3 protein-coding genes are annotated in these 3908 nt (G+C 75.6%); 1 reads left to right on the plus strand and 2 read right to left on the minus strand.

All coding sequences use genetic code 11. The features are described 5' to 3' along the window. Positions 1–1996 (plus strand): WD40 repeat domain-containing protein (locus VN520_RS00005; RefSeq protein WP_325744711.1); only part of this gene is annotated, 1996 nt, incomplete at its 5' end. 109 nt (positions 1997–2105) lie between these two features. Here the strand turns inward: VN520_RS00005 and VN520_RS00010 are convergent. Both VN520_RS00010 and VN520_RS00015 read right to left on the minus strand, forming a co-directional pair. Further along, entirely contained in the window at positions 2106–3011 is a 906-nt protein-coding gene (locus VN520_RS00010; RefSeq protein ID WP_325744712.1) for a hypothetical protein, read from the minus strand. Positions 3012–3244: 233 nt separating this feature from the next. Next, the coding region (locus VN520_RS00015; protein ID WP_325744713.1) for an alpha/beta hydrolase at positions 3245–3908 on the minus strand (664 nt) is incomplete at its 5' end.

Genomic DNA, 3908 nt, shown 5'->3' on the forward strand with positions numbered 1-3908 from the left:
GTACGCACCCGACGGCCGCACCCTCGCCAGCGGCGGCCACGACGGCACGGTCCGGCTGTGGGACACCACCGTGCGGCCCGGGACGGCGGAACGGCCCGGGGAGCTGGGCAAACCTGTGGGGAAGCCGCTGCGTTTCCGTACGGGCCCGGTCGGTGCGGTCGCCTTCTCGCCGCGGGACGGCGGCCTGCTGGCGGCCACCGGGGAAGGCGGCGGCGTCCAGCTGTGGGACGTGCACGACCGGGAGCGGCCCCGCTCCGTCGGCCGGCCGCTGGTGAGCCATGACCAGGAGACCGTCGTCTCCGTCGCGTTCGCCCCCGACGGCCGGGCACTGGCCACCGCCGGGGACGACGGAACCGTACGGCTGTGGGACCTGGGCGGGTCCGGCCGGCTCACACCGGTCGGCCGGCCCGCCGAGGCCGACACGTCCGGGAAGGACGGTGTCCGCGCCGTCGCGTTCGCCCCGGACGGGGGCACCCTGGCCACGGCGGGTTTCGACGGTGCCGTACGGATGTGGCGGTTCGGCCGGGGCGAGGGGATCGAGCCGCTCGGCGAGCCGCTGCGCGCACACACCGCTCCCGTCTGGACGGTGGCCTTCTCCCCGGACGGCCGGACGCTGGCCACGGCCGGCTTCGACGACACCGTACGGCTGTGGGACGCGTCCGACCCGGGCCGCCTCCGGCCGCTGGGCGATCCGCTCACCGCGCACACCGCGCCCGTCATGTCGGTGGCCTTCAGCCCCGACGGCCGCACCCTGGCGAGCGCGGGCGAGGACAACGCGCCGGTCCTGTGGAACGTGGCCAACCCCGCATATCCGCAACAGCTCGGGGAGCCGCTGGCCGGCCACACGGAGGCCGTCTGGGAGGTGGCCTTCAGCCCCGACGGCCGTACCCTCGCCAGCGCCGGTGTCGACCACAGCGTCCGCCTCTGGCACCGGCCGCCGACCGTCCTCACGGACTTCACCAACCCGCTGACCGCCGTCGCCCACAGCCCCGACGGCCACCTGCTCGCCGCCGCCAGCACCGACGACGCGCTGATCCGCCTGTGGGACGTCGACGAGCCGGGCCGCCCGCGCCGGCTCCCGCGCATGCTCACCGGCCACGAGGACGAGGTGCTGTCCGTCGCGTTCGCCCCGGACAGCCGCACCGTGGCCGGTGGCTCGCTGGACGGCAGCGTACGGCTGTGGGACGTCTCCGCGCCCGAACGTCCGGTCCTGCTCGGCGGACCGCTGGACGCGCACGAAGGCGGCGCCCTCACCGTCGCGTTCGCCCGGAACGGCCGCACGATGGCCACCGGCGGTGAGGACGGGACGGTGCGGCTGTGGGACGCGCGCCACCCGGACCGCGTGCGGCCGCTCGGCGCACCGCTGCGCGGCCACGGGGGCGCCGTCCGCTCCGTCGCCTTCGCCCCGGACGGAAGGACGCTGGCCAGCGGCGGCGAGGACGGCACGGTGCGGCTGTGGGACGTGGGCGACCCGACGCGTGCGCGGGCCGCCGGCGAAGCGCTCGCCGGGGACGACGAATCGGTCAACGCGGTCGCCTTCGCCCCGGACGGGAGGACGCTGGCCAGCGGCGGCGAGGACCGCGCGGTGCGGCTGTGGGACGTACGCCGGCCGGACCACGCCCGGCAGGCCGGGGAGGAGCTGGACGGGCACCGCGGGCCGGTCAGGTCGGTGGCCTACTCGCCCGACGGGAAGACACTGGCCACCGGCGGCAGCGACCGTACGGTCCGGCTGTGGGACGTGGCACGGCCGGACCGTGCCGAGCCCGCCGGCGGGGAACTCACCGGACACCTCGACACCGTCACCTCCGTCGCCTTCAGCCCGCAGGGCGACACCCTCGCCTCCGCCGGCTACGACCTGACGGCCCGGGTGTGGCTCCTGGACACGCACCGCGCCGCGGACTACGTCTGCGACCACACCGGCGGGATCCTCACGCGCGCCGAATGGGAGGAGCACCTGCCCCACCTCGGATACCGGACGGTGTGCGACATCCCTTAGCGATGCCCCTCGCCCGTGCGGGGCGGGCTCAAGGGGATGCCCGTACGGGGAGGGCTCAGGGGGATGCCCGTACGGGGAGGGCTCAGGGGGATGCCTGCGCGGGGAGGGCTCAGGGAATGCTGAACTTCAGCACGGCGCCGTCCTCGTCGTGCGCGACGACGACCGCCTTCAGCTCGTCACCGAACCCGGCCTCGCCGCCCGCGCCGCCCAACTGCATCACGGTGCCCTCCGTCCGGAAGGTGACGAATTCGTCGGCCACGGTGACATGCACGCTCACCCCGTTCGCCGTGATGTCCGCCGTGGAGGTCACCAGGACCTCGCACGCGCCGTCCGAGCAGGCGCCGGTGTTCTCGCCGTCCGCCGCCTCGGGCAGCGGACCGGTGTGATCGGGCGCGGGCGAGCCCGTCCCCCCGCCGGGTCCTCCGGGCTCCCAGCCCGCGGCGCACTGCTTCGCCCGCTCGTGCGCGGCTGCGAGCCGCGGGTCCTTCTTCGTCAGCGCCGGCAGGTCCGGCTCGGGCGGGGTCAGGGACTGCACGAGTGTGTCGACCTCCGCCGCACTGCCCCCGGCGTCGTCCATGGCCGCGGCCGGGGAGACGTCGACGAGTTCGGGCAGGACGGTCTCCAGTTTCTTCAGCCAGGCGGCGAGCAGCCGGTCGGCCGCGGGAACGCCCGACCGGCCGAGCTGCTTCAGGTCGCGGTCCACGGTTTCCACCGTGTCCGGTGTACCGGACAGATAGCCCATGGCGAGGAGTTCGGCCGACGGGCCGGTCTTCTGCGCCTTCCGGATCTCCTTCAGGTCCGCCGCGCTGTCCTTCCGGAGGTTCTTGAGCGTGGTCGTCGCCCCGCACAGGCCGCCGACCCACTGCACCAGTTCCTCGGACGGCGGCCGGGTCGGCGCCGGCCCGGCCGAACTCCTGTCCGACGTACCGGCCTTGCCGTCCACTCCGCCCCCGCAACCGCCGACGGCCAGCACCAGCCCGGCGGCCACCACGGCGACGCGTCCCCTCTTGAACATCCCGACGACCTCTCTCCGTGCTGCGACTCGGTCTTCGCGGGCCGGACCCCGGCACCACAGGACCAGTTCAGCGCGGCAGGGATTTGTTCAGCCACCCGGTCCGCGGCCATGAACAACGCCCTGCGGCCGCCCTGTACGTCGTCACTCGCCGGCCGCCAGGAAGTGACCGGGCCGGTCGCAGCCGGCGACGAGCGGCGATGACCAGCGCGTCGGCACGCGGCTCCCGGCCCGCCTCACGCTCCCCCGGTACCGCCACCCGTGCAGCGGCGTGCGAAGTCGACCGTGCGGGTGTAGCACTCCTCCACCTCCGCTTCGGTCAGGCCCACCCACAGGTGGTCGCCGCCGCTGAGCAGGCGCAGGTCGGGGTGGTGACCGGCGTCGCGCAGGGCGTCGGCCAGGCGGACGGACTGCCGGGCCGGGATCAGCGCGTCGTCGGTGCCGTGCAGGAGGAGGAAGGGCGGGGCGCCGGCGCCGACGTGGGTGACCGGGCTCGCGTCACGGGCCGCCTCCGGGAGGGCCGCCGGGGCACCGCCGAGCAGCAGCGCCTCGAAGGAGGCCGGGTCCTGGGCGTCGTAGGTGCCCTCGGGGCGGTCCTCGGCGAGGGCGGGCAGGTCGGTGGGGGCGTACCAGGTGACGCAGCCGGAGATCGTGCCGGCGGGCTGGGTGAGGGCGGTCAGGGCGGCGAGGTGGCCGCCGGCGGACTCGCCCCACAGCACCGTCCGGGTGGTGTCGATCGCGAGGTCGCCGGCGCGGGAGCCGAGCCAGGCGAGGAGAGCGGCCAGGTCGTCCCGCTGGGCGGGGTGGGGGGCTTCGCCGCTGAGGCGGTAGTCCGGGCAGGCGACCGCGAATCCCGCCTGCGCGAGGCGGGCGAACGGGCCGGGCTCCCAGGCCCGGAAG

The organism is Streptomyces sp., from assembly GCF_035563135.1.
GTDB lineage: Bacteria > Actinomycetota > Actinomycetes > Streptomycetales > Streptomycetaceae > Streptomyces.

Coding starts and splice junctions, on each gene's coding strand:
- VN520_RS00010 (WP_325744712.1), bottom strand. CDS start 3,011: ATGTTCAAGAGGGGACGCGTCGCCGTGGTGGCCGCCGGGCTGGTGCTG.